Source organism: Streptomyces sp. KR80 (assembly GCF_052245555.1).
GTDB lineage: Bacteria > Actinomycetota > Actinomycetes > Streptomycetales > Streptomycetaceae > Streptomyces.
Genome location: NZ_JBQQCD010000005.1, coordinates 222,740 through 237,366, shown reverse-complemented (window position 1 = coordinate 237,366; position 14,627 = coordinate 222,740). Strand labels below are relative to the sequence as shown.

The 14,627-nt window shown below is 69.9% G+C and carries 11 protein-coding genes; all 11 read right to left on the bottom strand.

Translation table 11 applies throughout. From position 1 onward, the window contains the following. Positions 1-14: 14 nt before the first annotated feature. The 11 genes from pgi to uvrC all read right to left on the bottom strand — a co-directional run bounded on the left by pgi (position 15) and on the right by uvrC (position 14,486). Positions 15-1,634 (bottom strand): glucose-6-phosphate isomerase, encoded by a 1,620-nt coding sequence (pgi, locus tag ACTWQI_RS10595; protein ID WP_443269641.1) that lies wholly within the window; start codon positions 1,632-1,634, stop codon positions 15-17. 480 nt (positions 1,635-2,114) lie between these two features. After that, positions 2,115-2,450 (bottom strand): RNA polymerase-binding protein RbpA, encoded by a 336-nt coding sequence (locus ACTWQI_RS10590; RefSeq protein WP_076971064.1) that lies wholly within the window; start codon positions 2,448-2,450, stop codon positions 2,115-2,117. Between the two features lie 173 nt (positions 2,451-2,623). Continuing rightward, positions 2,624-2,860: a preprotein translocase subunit SecG gene (gene secG / locus ACTWQI_RS10585; protein ID WP_443269527.1), complete on the bottom strand. Its 237-nt coding sequence runs from the start codon at positions 2,858-2,860 to the stop codon at positions 2,624-2,626. Positions 2,861-2,992: 132 nt separating this feature from the next. After that, positions 2,993-3,769 carry a triose-phosphate isomerase gene (gene tpiA, locus ACTWQI_RS10580; RefSeq protein WP_443269526.1) on the bottom strand — a complete coding sequence of 259 codons (777 nt, stop codon included), beginning with the start codon at positions 3,767-3,769 and terminating at the stop codon, positions 2,993-2,995. Between the two features lie 7 nt (positions 3,770-3,776). Continuing rightward, positions 3,777-4,988, bottom strand: coding sequence for a phosphoglycerate kinase (locus ACTWQI_RS10575; protein WP_443269525.1), 1,212 nt, complete (start codon positions 4,986-4,988; stop codon positions 3,777-3,779). Between the two features lie 183 nt (positions 4,989-5,171). Further along, positions 5,172-6,176: a type I glyceraldehyde-3-phosphate dehydrogenase gene (gap, locus tag ACTWQI_RS10570; protein ID WP_443269524.1), complete on the bottom strand. Its 1,005-nt coding sequence runs from the start codon at positions 6,174-6,176 to the stop codon at positions 5,172-5,174. 129 nt (positions 6,177-6,305) lie between these two features. Next, entirely contained in the window at positions 6,306-9,251 is a 2,946-nt protein-coding gene (locus ACTWQI_RS10565; protein ID WP_443269523.1) for a M14 family zinc carboxypeptidase, read from the bottom strand. Positions 9,252-9,410: 159 nt separating this feature from the next. Next, positions 9,411-10,400, bottom strand: coding sequence for a DNA-binding protein WhiA (gene whiA / locus ACTWQI_RS10560; RefSeq protein ID WP_443269522.1), 990 nt, complete (start codon positions 10,398-10,400; stop codon positions 9,411-9,413). Further along, positions 10,391-11,464, bottom strand: coding sequence for a gluconeogenesis factor YvcK family protein (locus ACTWQI_RS10555; RefSeq protein WP_443269521.1), 1,074 nt, complete (start codon positions 11,462-11,464; stop codon positions 10,391-10,393). Before ACTWQI_RS10555 ends, whiA begins: the two co-directional genes overlap by 10 nt. A gap of 20 nt (positions 11,465-11,484) precedes the next feature. Further along, positions 11,485-12,420 carry an RNase adapter RapZ gene (gene rapZ / locus ACTWQI_RS10550; protein WP_443269520.1) on the bottom strand — a complete coding sequence of 312 codons (936 nt, stop codon included), beginning with the start codon at positions 12,418-12,420 and terminating at the stop codon, positions 11,485-11,487. Then, entirely contained in the window at positions 12,417-14,486 is a 2,070-nt protein-coding gene (gene uvrC / locus ACTWQI_RS10545) for an excinuclease ABC subunit UvrC (protein ID WP_443269519.1), read from the bottom strand. Before uvrC ends, rapZ begins: the two co-directional genes overlap by 4 nt. Positions 14,487-14,627: the final 141 nt, after the last annotated feature.

Here is a 14,627-nt window from a genome sequence, read left to right as displayed (position 1 = left end):
GACAGGGCCTAGCCTCAGCGGCCGCGCAGCGAGCGGTAGCGCGCCACCAGGGAAGCCGTGGAGCCGTCCAGGCTCTCGGCTCCGCTGCCCGCCGTGAGGACCGGCTCGATGCGCTTGGCCAGGACCTTGCCGAGCTCGACGCCCCACTGGTCGAAGGAGTCGACGTTCCACACGGCGCCCTGTACGAACACCTTGTGCTCGTACAGCGCGATCAGTTGGCCGAGCACGGACGGGCTGAGCTCCTTGGCCAGGATCGTGGTGGTGGGACGGTTGCCGCGGAAGGTGCGGTGCGGCACCTGCTCGGCGGGCACACCCTCGGCCGCCACTTCCTCGGCGGTCTTGCCGAACGCCAGCGCCTGGCCCTGAGCGAACAGATTGGCCATCAAAAGGTCGTGCTGTGCGGCGAGTTCGGGCCGCAGCTCGTCGACCGGCCGGGCGAAGCCGATGAGATCGGCCGGGATGAGCTTGGTGCCCTGGTGGAGCAGCTGGAAGTAGGCGTGCTGGCCATTGGTGCCCGGAGTGCCCCATACGACCGGACCGGTCTGCCACGGCACCGGGCCGCCTTCGCGGTCCACGGACTTGCCGTTGGACTCCATGTCGAGCTGCTGGAGGTAGGCCGTGAACTTCGAGAGGTAGTGGCTGTAGGGCAGCACCGCGTGTGCCTGCGCGTCGTGGAAGTTGCCGTACCAGATGCCCAGCAGGCCCAGCAGCAGCGGGGCGTTGGCCTCCGGCGGAGCGGTACGGAAGTGGTCGTCGATGCGACGGAAGCCGTCCAGCAGCTCGCGGAAGCGCTCCGGGCCGATGGCGATCATCAGGGAGAGGCCGATGGCCGAGTCGAACGAGTAGCGACCACCGACCCAGTCCCAGAACTCGAACATGTTCCCGGTGTCGATGCCGAACTTCTCCACCTCCGCCGCGTTCGTGGACAGAGCGACGAAGTGGAAGGGAACCGCACTCTCGTCCGCGCCGAGACCGTTGAGCAACCAGGTGCGTGCGGAGATCGCGTTGGTGACCGTCTCGATGGTGGTGAACGTCTTCGAGGCGACGATGAACAGCGTCTCGGCGGGGTCCAGGTCCCGCACGGCCTCGTGCAGGTCCGCACCGTCCACATTGGAGACGAAGCGGAAGGTGAGCGACCGGTCGGTGTACGGACGCAGTGCCTCGTACGCCATCGCCGGGCCCAGATCCGAGCCCCCGATACCGATGTTGACGATATTGCGGATCCGCACGCCCGTGGAGCCGACCCACTTGCCGGAGCGGACCGATTCGGCGAAGCCCGTCATCCTGTCGAGCACGGCGTGCACCTTGGGCACGACGTTCTCGCCGTCGACCGTGACGACGGCCTCGCGCGGAGCGCGCAGGGCGGTGTGCAGCACCGCGCGGTCCTCGGTGTTGTTGATCTTCTCGCCGCGGAACATCGCGTCCCGCAGCCCCGCGACGCCGGACGCCGCCGCGAGGTCGCGCAGCAGCCGCAGAGTCTCGTCCGTCACCAGGTGCTTGGAGTAGTCGAGGTACAGATCACCCACCTGGAGGCAGTAGCGCCCGGCACGCTCCGGGTCGGCGGCGAACAGCTCGCGCAACGACACCTCGCCCAGCTGTTCCCGGTGCCGGGCGAGCGCGGCCCACTCGGGCATCCGGTCGAGCCTGCGTCCCACCCTCCCCCAGCTACCGCCGGGAGGTACCCCCTGCCCGCCACCGCCCTTGTTAGGAGCGCTGCGCGCGTACCCCTTACTCGCATTCATCTCGGACATCAGCCCACTTCTTCTCGTGCCTTCCCCGCTGCGGCTCCCAACCTAATTGATGAGAGCAGGCACAAGTGCGGCCACGCCGAGCCCGGCCCGCCCACCATGGCGGGCGGTGAAGACTCCCTCCGCGACGGCGGAGACGCCCGACGGCGCGGACTGGGGCACTCCCCCCGGGGGTACCTCCCGGGCCGTCAGGCCCAGGGGGACTACCGCCGGGAGACCCCCACCCAGCGGTAGCTGGGGGAGGCGCCGGACCGGCCCGGGGGCCGGGAAACACTTCTGGCCCGGCCGTAGGGCGGAACTACGGCCAGGCCAGGGGGGCCGCCGGCGCGGGCCCACCGTGGGCCCGACGCGTTGCGAGCGAGATCGCTAGATCTCGCCGCGGAGCTTGGCGAGCGCCTCGGCGAGAATCGCCTCGCCGTCGGCATCGCTGCGCCGCTCCCGTACGTACGCGAGATGGGTCTTGTACGGCTCGGTGCGCGGCGGGTCCGGCGGGTTGTCCCGGTCCTTACCGGCCGGGAAGCCGCATCGGGGGCAGTCCCACGTGTCGGGAATCTGCGCGTCGCTGGCGAAGCTCGGCTGCGTCTCGTGCCCGTTCGAGCACCAGAAGGAGATGCGGAGGCGTGGCGCGGACTCGCCCCGCTCGGCCTCACCCATCGGCCCCGCGCCGACCCGACTACCACGGATCGCGTTGCCACTTGCCACGGTCGTAACTCCCTGCGTGATGGTGCCGCGAAGCGTCGATATGCAGCTCCGCCGCGGGCGCCCAGTCTACGTAAGGCCCAACGCACGTCCAGTGACAGGAGTTACACCCCGCCCCAGGGTGGACGCCGAGCTCATGATAGGCCGCGCTGGCCGCGCTGTATCGGACGAACGGGTCAGCTGTCCAGCTTGATCAGCAGACCAAGAGCGACAATGCACGCGAACCACAGCAGACCGACCACGACGGTGATCCGGTCCAAGTTGCGCTCGGCCACCGAGGAGCCACCGACGGAGGACTGCATGCCGCCACCGAACATATCGGACAGACCGCCGCCCTTCCCCTTGTGCATGAGCACCAGCAGCATCAGCAGCAGGCTGAAGACGATCAGGGCGATCGAGAATCCCGTAATCACGGCTGGACCAACTCTCTCGGGCTTGGATCGGTGTCGGGGCCGGGCTTGGATCCTCCCAGCGGTAGCTGGGGACTGTGTCCGGCCCCGACAGAGTACGACGGAGTGCGGCCTTCGGCCTACTTACCGGTCACGTCACTGGTCACGGAACCGGACGATCTTGACGAATTCGTCGGCGTCCAGCGATGCGCCACCGATCAGAGCGCCGTCCACATCCGGCTGCGCCATGATCGCGGCGACGTTCCCGGACTTCACCGAGCCGCCGTACTGGATGCGGACCTGATCGGCCAGCTCCTGGCTGTACAGCTCGGCCAGCCGGCCACGGATCGCCCCACAGACCTCCTGGGCGTCCTCCGGTGTGGCGACCTCGCCGGTGCCGATGGCCCAGACCGGCTCGTAGGCGATCACGATCGTCTCGGCGTGCTCGGCCGGCACGTCCTTCAGGGCGCCGTCGACCTGGGCGAGGGTGTGCGCGACCTGGTTGCCCGCCTTGCGAACGTCCAGCCCCTCGCCGACGCAGAGGATCGGAGTCAGACCGTTACGGAACGCAGCCTTCACCTTGGCGTTGACGATCTCCTCGGCCTCGCCGTGGTACTGGCGGCGCTCGGAGTGCCCGATCACCACATAGGTGCACTTCAGCTTGGCCAGCATCGGCCCGGAGATCTCACCGGTGTACGCGCCCGAGTCGTGCGCGGACAGGTCCTGGGCACCGTAGGCGATCTTCAGCTTGTCGCCGTCGACCAAGGTCTGCACCGAGCGCAGGTCGGTGTAAGGGGGCAGGACCGCGACCTCGACGGCCTCGTAGTCCTTGTCATTCAGGGCGAAGGCGAGCTTCTGGACGTGGGCGATGGCCTCGAGGTGGTTGAGGTTCATCTTCCAGTTGCCCGCCATCAGCGGAGTGCGGCTGCTCATCAGGGGGTCAGTCCTCCAGTGCTGCGAGGCCGGGGAGCGTCTTGCCCTCGAGGTATTCGAGGCTCGCCCCGCCGCCGGTGGAAATGTGGCCGAATGCGTTCTCGTCGAAGCCCAGGGTGCGCACGGCAGCGGCGGAGTCGCCCCCGCCGACGACGGTGAAGGCAGGGCTGTCGATCAGGCCCTGAGCCACCGCGCGGGTGCCCTCGGCGTAGTCGGGGTGCTCGAAGACACCCATCGGGCCGTTCCAGAAGACCGTGGCCGCGTCCGCGAGCTTCGCGGCGTACAGCTTGCGGGTCTCCGGACCGATGTCCAGGCCCTGCTGATCGGCCGGGATGGCGTCCGCACCGACGACCGCCGGATGGGCCGGGGCCTTGGTCTTCAGGTCCGGGAACTCCGGCGCGACGAGCACGTCGACGGGGAGCACGAACTCCACGCCCTTGGCCTTCGCACGCTCCAGGTAGTCCACGACGGCCGAGATCTGGTCCTCCTGGAGCAGCGAGGTGCCGATCTCGTGGCCCTGGGCCTTGAGGAAGGTGTACGCCATGCCGCCGCCGATCAGGATACGGTCGGCCTTCTCCAGCAGGTGGTCGATGACCCCCAGCTTGTCGGAGACCTTGGCGCCGCCCAGCACCACCGCGTACGGGCGCCCCACGTCCTCGGTGAGCCGCTTCAGGACGGCGACCTCGGCGGCGATCAAGCCACCCGCGGCATGCGGGAGCCGGGCCGGGAGGTCGTAGACGGAGGCGTGCTTGCGGTGCACGGCGCCGAAGCCGTCGCCCACGTACACATCGGCCAGGGACGCCAACTCGTCGGCGAACGCGCCACGCTCGGCATCGTCCTTGCTGGTCTCGCCCGCGTTGAAGCGCAGGTTCTCCAGCACCGCGACCTGGCCGTCGGCCAGCCCCGCGACGGTGGCGCGGGCGGACTCCCCCACCGTGTCGGTCGCGAAGGCGACGTCTTTGCCGAGGAGTTCACCGAGCCGCGCGGCGGCCGGGGCGAGGGAGAACTGCGGGTCCGGCGCGCCCTTGGGACGGCCGAGGTGGGAGGCGACGATCACCTTGGCGCCGGCGTCGGCGAGCGCGGCGATGGTGGGCAGGACGGCCCGGATCCGGCCGTCGTCGGTGATCGTGGTGCCCTCGAGCGGCACGTTCAGGTCGGCGCGGACGAACACCCGCCTGCCCGAGACCCCGGCCCGGATAAGATCGTCAATTGTCTTCATGTACGTGGACTCCAAGATAGCGACCCAGCTCTTGCGTGGAACACGGCAACCATCAATTGCGTAACCCCTACGGCGAGCAACCACGTCCGCGAGAGCGGCGGCGGTTTAGCCGCAAAGAGGGGAGCTCGTATCGACGCGCCATCGCGTCGATACGAGCCCCGTCCTTACATCGCTGGCGGATGGTCAGAGCTGACCGCCGACGAAGGTGGTCAGGTCCACCAGTCGGTTGGAGTAGCCCCACTCGTTGTCGTACCAGCCGACGACCTTGACCTGCTTGCCCTGAACCATGGTCAGCTGCGAGTCGAAGGTGCAGGAGGCGGGCCAGTTCACGATGTCCGAGGAGACGATCGGGTCCTCGGTGTACTCCAGGATGCCCTTCAGCTGACCCTCGGCGGCCTTCTGGAAGGCGGAGTTGATCTCGTCCTTGGTGACCTCGCGGTCGAGCTCGAGGACGAGGTCGGTGACCGAGCCGGTCGGCACGGGCACGCGCATGGCGATACCGTCCAGCTTGCCCTTGAGCTGCGGGAGGACCAGCGCGGTGGCCTTGGCGGCACCGGTGGAGGTCGGGATGATGTTCTCCGCGGCGGCGCGGGCGCGCCGCAGGTCCTTGTGCGGGAAGTCCAGGATGCGCTGGTCGTTGGTGTACGCGTGGACCGTCGTCATCATGCCCTTGACGATGCCGAAGCTCTCGTCGAGGACCTTCGCCATCGGCGCCACACAGTTGGTGGTGCAGGAGGCGTTGGAGATGACGTGGTGCTGGGCGGCGTCGTACTTGTCGTGGTTGACGCCCATCACGATGGTGATGTCCTCGTCCTTGGCGGGCGCGGAGATCAGGACCTTCTTCGCTCCGGCTGCGAGGTGCTTCGCGGCGTCCGCACGCTTGGTGAAGATGCCGGTGGACTCGATGACGATGTCGGCGCCGAGCTCGCCCCAGGGGAGCTGAGCCGGGTCGCGCTCGGCCATCGTCTTGAAGGTCTGGTTGCCGACCGTGATGGTGTCCTCGGTGTGGCTGACCTCATGCTTCAGCCGGCCGAGGATGCTGTCGTACTTGAGCAGGTGGACCAGAGTGGCGTTGTCGGTCAGGTCGTTGACACCGACGATCTCGATGTCCGCACCCTGCTCAAGGAGCGCGCGGAAGTAGTTACGACCGATGCGGCCGAAGCCGTTGATGCCTACGCGGATCGTCACGAACCGATCTCCTCGTTGGTACGCCGGTGAAGGGTGCCGGCGAGCTGTATGGGATGTGTCCCCGACCACCCCCGACCCTACCCCGCCCGGGCGCGTCGGGTGACATCAGGCGGTCGGGGACACGCAGCGTCAGCGGCGCAGTGCGCGCAGTGCCGCCCCCACCAGCCGGGCCCGTTCCTTCGCCCCGGTCACATGCTCCAGCCCGAAGCCGAGAAGCACGGTGTCCCGGGTGGCCACGGCGGCCGAGGAGCGGAACAGCTCGCGGGAGCGGGCCCAGTCCGCACCGGTCGCCGGGCTGCCCGGCGGCGGCCCGGCGACCGTCCACGGACCGAGCGCCGTCTCGAAGCCCTCGGTCTCCTGGCCGGTGCCGCCGACGACGAGCCGGGTGTTGTCGACGAAGACGCCGCGCCCGCCGGTACCCGGGTCCGTGATGTACGAGACGGACAGCTCGACCTTCTTGCCGGCGTAGCCGCTGAGGTCGAAGGCGACGGACTGCCAGCCGTCGGAGGAGCCGGTGAAGCGGTTCCAGCTGCCGGTGCTGCCCTTGGCCTGGCAACTGTCCTCACCGACGGTGAGGTAGTGGGTCAGGAAGGGGTGCCCGCGGACGTAGAAGCCCGCGGAGCACTCGGCGGGAACCTCGGTGCCGGTGCCGCCGTGCACGTCGGGCAGGGTGGTCCAGTCGTCCTGGCCGACGGTGTGCGCCTCGACGACCACATTGTCGTAGTCCTGCTCGGTGTCGAAGCTGAGCTTGAACTCCAGCGTCGGCTTCGCCGCGACGTCCGTCCCGGTCAGGTCGACGGTGCGGGAGAGCCGCATCCAGGAGTTGTCCGCATGCTTCGCCGCGGCGAACCAGTCGCCCTCGTACGGCTGGAACGGAGTCCGCACACCCGGGTAGTCCCCCGCGGTGGCGCTGCGGAACTGCGGGAAGTCCTTCGGCGGCAGCTCGTCGGAGATGACGCTGTACGCACCGGCGCCGTCCAGCGGGTTTCCGCCGGCGTCACCGAGCGATGCCTGGGCACCGTCGAGGTTCCCGGTGCCCGCGAAGACGGGTGGGGACTTCAGCGAGATACGGCCGCCCGCGCCCAGGTAGTACTGGCTGAAGTCGTCGGTCGAGGCCCGCCCGACCCGGGAGCTGCCGCCGGCCTTCTCGCCGGTGGTGATGAGTTTGCCGCCCTCGTTGAGGTAGTCGCGCACGGCGAGCAGCGTGGCGCCGCCGGGCTGGCCGGCGCCGGTGTACCAGAGCACGGTGCGGAAGTGGCTCAGGACGCCGAGGGGGTGGGGTACGCCCTGGGTGGCGACGTCCCAGACGGCCGCTCTGCGTCCGTTGTCGGCGAGGGCCTTGGTGTACGCGATGGTGTGCTGTGCCGGACCGGTGCCGCCTTCTTCGGCGATGACGAGGGTGTCGGCGCGGGGCCGTTCGGCGACGGTGTAGGTGAACGGCTCGCTGGAGGTCCGCTTCCCGTCCCGCGTCCGGCCGGTGAACCAGACCTCGACCTTGTCGCCGGGTTCGGCGTCCTCGATCTCGGCGCGGTACTGGTCGAACCGGAGGTTGTCCTTTCCGCCGTACCGCTCGCCGCCTTCCCAGGCCTCCAGACGCTCGGTGTGCCTGCCGCCGCCGTCGATGCGGTAGTTGAGGCGCTTGTCGCGCACGCTCTTGCGGGCGGTGACGGAGACCTCCTGGTCGCCGCCGCGGGCGTAGGAGGTGGTGAAGGTGTCGGGGGTGAAGTCCGGGGCGTCGAGGCCGACCGGGGAGGAGGGCTGGTCGGGGTGAGCGGCGGTCTCGGCGACGGCAAGCGCGAACGGGACGTTCTTGGCGAACTCCTGCTGGATCAGCTTCTCGTCGTCGGGGAAGTGGAAGCCGGACCGGCAGTCGGCCGGGTTCCAGGCGTCGTCCGGGTCGATACGGGATGCGGTGGCGCAGGTCGTCATCTCGGGGGTGAACATCAGCATCCCGTTGACGTTGGCCGCGTGGCCGTCGGACTCGCCGTTGGTGGTGTAGAGCTCGGAGGAGAGCTGCGGACGGTAGCCGGGTATCGCGGACTTCTCCGGCGTACCGGCGAGGGCCCGGTAGAGGACGTCGTCGGGGGTCGGGGTGGCGACCTGCCAGCCGACCCCGTAGAGAATCAGTTCCGCGGCGGAGTGCCAGTTGATGCCGTATTCGAAGCCGATGCGCTTCTGGAAGCGGTCGAGCGCCTTGGTCTCGGGCTCGGACATGGGGCCGGTGCCGCGGAACGTCTCACTCGCGGGATCGGGCGAGGATCCCTCGTTGTCGTAACCCCACTTGTAGGCGAAGTTGCGGTTGAGGTCGACACCGTCGCCGGGGACGATCTTTCCGTCGCCGTCGTTGTCGCGGAGGTTCTTGCGCCAGAGGCGGTTGCCGGGGGTGAAGGTGAAGTCGTAGCCGTCGGGGTTCGCGGAGATCACGAACCACAGCTCGGTGGAGTCCACGATCTTGGTGATGCGGTCGTTCTCGCGGTAGCCGTCGAGGTAGTGGTGCATCAGGCGGCGGGTCATCTCGGGGGTGATCCACTCGCGGGCGTGCTGGTTGGAGAGGTAGAGGGCGGAGGGCTTGGACCCGTCCTTCAGCCTGTCGGCGCCCTTGCTGATCTTCAGGGCGAGAATGTCCTCGCCGTTCAGGGACTTGCCGATGCTGACGACCTTGGTGAGGGAGGGGTGCGCCTGCGCGGTGGCGAGGATCTCCTTCTTGAGGCCGTTCTCGCCGCCGTACGGGCGGAAGACGCCGTCGCCCGCCGCCTTGAGGCGCTGCTCCGCCTTCCGGGAGATCGTCCGCTCGGTGAGTTCGACCCCCTTGCTCTCGAGCTGGTCGGCCTGCTCGCCGGTGAGGAAGAGCTCGACCTGCGTGGTGCCCTTCTCCGGCACGTGTTCCATCTCATGGCCGTCGGCGCCCGCCTGCAGGAGCAGCGGTACCTGCTCCTTGGTGACCTTCGCGTTCCATACGGACAGTTCGTCGTCGTCGGTCGCGCCGCCCTGCCAGGCCTGGGCGACAGGTGCTGCCGCCAGCACGCCCAGGAGCAGTGAAGCCGCTGCGAGGATCGATCTCGCCTTGCGTCTCATGGACCCCCCTAGCTGTGGTCAGCCACGTCTGTGGCTGACGACAGGCTTGCCATGCTGCATGATCATGTCAATAGCCCCGCCGGAGCCCCCAGCCCGGGGAACGACTGGCCCCCGGCACCCGCATCGGGCACCGGGGGCGGAAGGCTTCGGCCCAGCGGCTCAGCCGACCATGCCGTCGGCCATCTCCTCGGTGAGATTGGACTCGGTGCCGGGGATGCCCAGGTCCGCGGCCCGCTTGTCCGCCATGGCCAGCAGCCGGCGGATGCGGCCCGCGACGGCGTCCTTCGTCAGCGGCGGATCCGCAAGCGCCCCCAGCTCCTCCAGTGACGCCTGCTTGTGCTCCATCCGCAGCCGCCCGGCCGCCGCCAGGTGCTCCGGCACCTCCTCGCCCAGGATCTCCAGCGCACGCTGGACCCGCGCGCCCGCGGCGACGGCGGCCCGCGCCGAGCGGCGCAGATTGGCGTCGTCGAAATTGGCGAGCCGGTTCGCGGTGGCCCGGACCTCGCGCCGCATCCGCCGCTCCTCCCAGGCCAGCACCGATTCGTGCGCCCCGAGCCGGGTCAGCAGCGCGCCGATCGCATCCCCGTCCCGTACGACGACCCGGTCGACGCCCCGGACCTCGCGCGCCTTGGCCGCGATGCCGAGCCGGCGGGCGGCTCCGACCAGCGCGAGGGCCGCTTCGGGCCCCGGGCAGGTCACCTCGAGCGAGGAGGACCGGCCAGGTTCGGTGAGCGAGCCGTGCGCGAGGAACGCACCGCGCCAGGCGGCCTCGGCGTCACAGGTCGCGCCGGAGACCACCTGCGGCGGCAGCCCCCGGATCGGGCGGCCACGTCCGTCCACCAGCCCGGTCTGCCGCGCCAGTTGGTCACCGCCCGCCACGACGCGTACGACATAGCGGCTGCCGCGCCGCAACCCGCCGGGGGCCATCACCACCAGGTCGGAGGCGTGCCCGAAGATCTCCAGGATGTCCTTGCGCAGCCGCCGGGCGGCGATGCCGGTGTCCAGCTCCGCCTCGATCACGATCCGGCCGCTGACGAGGTGCAGCCCGCCCGCGAACCGCAGGATCGACGAGACCTCGGACTTCCGGCAGCAGGTCCGGGTGACGGGGAGCCGGGAGATTTCGTCCTTCACCGCTGCCGTCATCGCCATGGGCCGATCCTTCCATGCATCCGAAAAATACGGTCGTACGCGGCGGCCAGCAGCTCCGGGTCGTGCTTCGGCGTGGAGGCGCCCCCAGCCTGCGGCTGGGTGGCGCCCCCGAGCGCGGCCACCGGTGCCAGCTCGACCGCGCCGCCGAGCCGCTTGGCGGCATCGGTCAGGCTTTCCCGGTCAGGCACGGCGGCCTCGTCGGCCAGCACCACGTCGAAGGCGAGTTTAGGGGCGTGTCGGGCCAAAACCTCCAAATGACGCTGCGGGGAAAAGCCTTCGGTTTCGCCGGGCTGCGGCGCGAGGTTCAGCGACAGCACCCGGCGGGCCTTGGTCTCCATGAGTGCGTCCAGCAGCTGGGGCACCAGGAGGTGCGGGATGACGGAGGAGAACCAGGATCCGGGGCCGAGCACCACCCAGTCCGCGTCGAGGACCGCCTCGAGCGCCTCGGGGACGGCCGGCGGGTCGTGCGGTACGAGGTGCACCGACAGGACCTCGCCGGGGGTCAGTGCGACCGTGGCCTGGCCACGGACGGTGGAGATCTCGTCGGGATGCGCGGGGTCGTGGCCGCGCACCTGCGCCTGGAGCTCCAGCGGAACAGCCGACATGGGCAGCACCCGGCCGTGCGCGCCGAGCAGCCTGCCGACCCACTCCAAGGCCTTGACGTGGTCGCCGAGCTGCTCCCACAGGGCGACGATCAGCAGGTTCCCCACGGCGTGCCCGTGCAGGTCGCCCTCGCTCGCAAAGCGGTGCTGAATGACCCGGGCCCAGGTCTGGCCCCAGTCGTCGTCGCCGCACAGCGCGGCGAGCGCCTTGCGGAGATCCCCGGGCGGCAGGACGCCCAGCTCGTCGCGGAGCCGGCCGCTGGACCCGCCGTCGTCGGCGACCGTGACGACCGCGGTCAGATCACCGGTGATCCGGCGCAGGGCCGCGAGCGAGGCCGACAGACCCCGCCCGCCGCCGAGCGCGACCACCTTGGGCTGCGTGCCGCGCCGGCGGAACGTGCGGACACCGCGGCCGGTGGCGAAGCCCGTACGCTCCGGGACCAGTTGTCGTACGCGGCGCATCCGAGAGGACTTTCCCGAGGTCACTCGCGCCCCATGTCCCGGTGGACGACGACGGTCTCGACCCCTTCCGCGGCGAGCCGCGCGGCGAGCTTCTCGGACATGGCGACGCTGCGGTGCTTGCCGCCGGTGCAGCCGACGGCGATGGTCACATAGCGCTTGCCCTCGCGGCGGTAACCCGTGGCGATGAGCTGGAGCAACTCGGCGTAGCGGTCCAGGAACTCCTTGGCGCCGGGCTGGTTGAAGACATAGCCCGCCACCTCCTCGTTGAGACCGGTGAAGGGGCGCAGCTCCGGGACCCAGTGCGGGTTCGGCAGGAAGCGGCAGTCCACCACCAGATCGGCGTCGACCGGCAGGCCGTACTTGTAGCCGAACGACATCACGGTGGCGCGCAGCTCCGGCTCCTCCTCGCCCGCGAACTGGGCGTCCAGCTTGGCGCGCAGCTCATGGACGTTGAGGCTGGAGGTGTCGATCACCAGGTCGGCGTCGCCGCGCAGTTCGCGCAGCAGCTCCCGCTCGGCGGCGATGCCGTCGACGATCCGGCCGGAGCCCTGGAGCGGGTGCGGGCGGCGTACGGACTCGAAGCGGCGGACGAGGGCCTCGTCGGACGCCTCCAGGAAGATCACCCGGCGCTTGACGTTCTTGGCCTTCAGATCGGCGAGGGATTCGCGGAGGTTGTCGAAGAAGCGCCGGCCACGGACGTCCACGACCACGGCGATCCGGGCCACATTGCCCTGCGACCGGGCGCCGAGGTCCACCATGGTCGGGATCAGGGCGGGCGGCAGGTTGTCGACCACGAACCAGCCGAGGTCCTCCAGACACTTGGCCGCGGTACTGCGGCCCGCACCCGACATCCCAGAGATGATCACCAGCTCGGGGATGGCCGCCGCGTCGACGGCGCCGCCTTCCGCCGCAGTGCCCGTACTCACCTGTGCTCCGTCTCCGTCGATCTCGGTCATCTGTCCTGCCCCCGTTCCGATGAGGACGCCACGCTCGCCGCGGTTTCCTCTTCAATGATCTCTCCTGTCGCGGTGTTCACCGCCGGGGCGACCGGTGCGGCGCCGGCGAGGGCCGCCGCCACGGTCTCCGCCGTCTTGCGGCCGATGCCGGGCACCTCGCAGATCTGGTCGACCGTGGCGGCCCGCAGCCGCCTGACCGACCCGAAGTGCTTCAGCAGCATCTGGCGGCGGGTCTCCCCGAGCCCGGGGACCGTGTCGAGCGGCCCCGCCTTCATACGCTTGCCGCGCTTGCTGCGCTGGTAGGTGATGGCGAACCGGTGGGCCTCGTCGCGGATCCGCTGCAGGAGGTAGAGCCCTTCACTGGTGCGCGGCAGCACGACGGGGTCGTGCTCACCGGGCAGCCAGACCTCTTCGAGCCGCTTGGCGAGGCCGCAGACGGCCACGTCGTCGATGCCCAGCTCGTCCAAGGCCCGCTGGGCGGCCGCGACCTGAGGCTGTCCGCCGTCGACGACCACGAGCTGGGGCGGGTAGGCGAAGCGGCGCGGCCGGCCGGTCTCGGGGTCGACGGGCCCACCGGCCACGGCGCCCGGCTCGCCCTCGCCCGCGTCGCCCGCCTCCTCGTCCCACTCCCCGGTCTTCTGCTTCTCCAGAAGATAGCGCCGGAAGCGGCGGCTGATCACCTCGTGCATGGACCGTACGTCGTCCTGTCCTTCGCCGTGCCAGACCTGGGTGTCACCGACCCGGCCCTTGATCTGGAAGCGGCGGTACTCGCTCTTCCGCGCGAGCCCGTCCTCGAAGACCACCATCGAAGCCACCACGTCCTGCCCCTGGAGGTGCGAGATGTCGAAGCACTCGATGCGCAGCGGCGCCGAGTCCAGGTCCAGCGCCTCGGCGATCTCCTCCAGGGCCCGGGAACGGGTGGTCAGGTCGGAGGCGCGCTTGGTCTTGTGCAGTGCGAGCGCCTGCTGGGCGTTGCGCTGCACGGTGGCCATGAGGTCCTTCTTGTCACCGCGCTGCGGGACACGGAGGTTGACGTTCGAGCCGCGGTGTTCGGAGAGCCACTGCGCGATCGGCTCGACCGGGTCGGGCAGCGCGGGAACCAGCACCTCGCGGGGCACCCCCTCACCGGACTCCTCGCCGTAGAGCTGCTGAAGGGCGTGCTCGACGAGGCCCGCGGTGTCGACCGCCTCGACCTTGTCGGTGACCCAGCCGCGCTGGCCGCGCACCCGGCCGCCGCGGACGTGGAAGATCTGGACGGCGGCCTCCAGCTCGTCCTCGGCGACGGCGATCAGGTCGGCGTCGGTGGCATCGGCGAGGACGACGGCGTTCTTCTCCATGGCGCGGCGCAGCGCCTCGATGTCGTCGCGCAGCCGGGCCGCCTTCTCGTACTCCATGGCCTCGGCGGCGTCCTGCATCTGCCGCTCGAGTCGGCGCAGATACGTTCCGGTTCGGCCGGCCATGAAGTCGCAGAACTCCTCGGCGAGTTCGCGGTGTTCCTCGGGGGTGACCCGGCCGACGCAGGGCGCGGAGCACTTGCCGATGTAGCCGAGCAGACAGGGGCGCCCGATCTGCGCGGAACGCTTGAAGACCCCGGCGGAGCAGGTGCGGACGGGGAAGACCCGCAGCAGGAGATCGACGGTCTCGCGGATCGCCCACGCATGGGCGTACGGGCCGAAGTACCGCACCCCCTTCTTCTTGGGGCCGCGCATGACCTGGACCCGGGGGAACTCTTCATTGAGGGTGACCGCGAGGGACGGATAGCTCTTGTCGTCGCGGTACTTGACGTTGAAGCGGGGGTCGAACTCCTTGATCCAGGAGTACTCCAGCTGCAGCGCCTCGACCTCGGTGGAGACGACCGTCCACTCGACGGAGGCCGCGGTGGTGACCATGGTCCGGGTGCGCGGGTGCAGCCCGGCGAGGTCCTGGAAGTACGAGGAGAGCCGCTGGCGGAGGCTCTTCGCCTTCCCGACGTAGATCACCCGGCGGTGCTCGTCGCGGAACCGATAGACCCCCGGCGAGTCGGGGATCTGTCCCGGCTTGGGTCGGTAGCTGCTGGGGTCGGCCATGCCTTCACCCTACTGTCGCGGGCCGACACGGGACCGCGCCGCCGACCATCGGCCACCGGTTGTGGGCATTCGTTCCGCAGGGCTGGGGGCACCCCCAGCGTTAGCTGGGGGAGGGTGGGCACAACCGGCCACCGGGCGGCA

Coding starts and splice junctions, on each gene's coding strand:
- rapZ (WP_443269520.1), bottom strand. CDS start 12,420: ATGACCGAGATCGACGGAGACGGAGCACAGGTGAGTACGGGCACTGCG.
- ACTWQI_RS10575 (WP_443269525.1), bottom strand. CDS start 4,988: ATGAAGACAATTGACGATCTTATCCGGGCCGGGGTCTCGGGCAGGCGG.
- whiA (WP_443269522.1), bottom strand. CDS start 10,400: ATGGCGATGACGGCAGCGGTGAAGGACGAAATCTCCCGGCTCCCCGTC.
- pgi (WP_443269641.1), bottom strand. CDS start 1,634: ATGCCCGAGTGGGCCGCGCTCGCCCGGCACCGGGAACAGCTGGGCGAG.
- ACTWQI_RS10555 (WP_443269521.1), bottom strand. CDS start 11,464: ATGCGCCGCGTACGACAACTGGTCCCGGAGCGTACGGGCTTCGCCACC.
- ACTWQI_RS10565 (WP_443269523.1), bottom strand. CDS start 9,251: ATGAGACGCAAGGCGAGATCGATCCTCGCAGCGGCTTCACTGCTCCTG.
- tpiA (WP_443269526.1), bottom strand. CDS start 3,769: ATGAGCAGCCGCACTCCGCTGATGGCGGGCAACTGGAAGATGAACCTC.
- uvrC (WP_443269519.1), bottom strand. CDS start 14,486: ATGGCCGACCCCAGCAGCTACCGACCCAAGCCGGGACAGATCCCCGAC.